The 271-nt window shown below is 65.3% G+C and carries 1 protein-coding gene; it reads right to left on the reverse strand.

Going from position 1 to position 271, the window contains the following annotated elements; genetic code table 11:
- Window positions 1–271 (reverse strand): type VI secretion IcmF C-terminal domain-containing protein (locus AC4HNJ_RS21940; RefSeq protein ID WP_490481734.1); only part of this gene is annotated, 271 nt, incomplete at both ends.

Raw genomic sequence — 271 nt, forward strand, 5'->3', positions numbered from 1 at the left:
CAGCGGCCCCTCGCCCAGTTGCGTACGCAACACGTAATGCAAGGGCTCCGTATCGGGTTGTGCTTGCCAGGTCAGCTGATAGCGGGTGCTGTCCAGCGGCTTGACCTGGGCCTTTTCCAGCAGGCGCAGAAACGCCCAGTCGCCGGTGGCGTCGAAGGCAATGCGTACGCCGGCATGCAGGGTTTCCCAGGTCAGCATCGCGTGACCGGCCAGGCCATCGCCCGGCCAGGCCACGCGTGCCCAGGCTTCGGGCTGGTTGAAATACACGATC

The organism is Dyella sp. SYSU CM1112 (genome assembly GCF_058216415.1).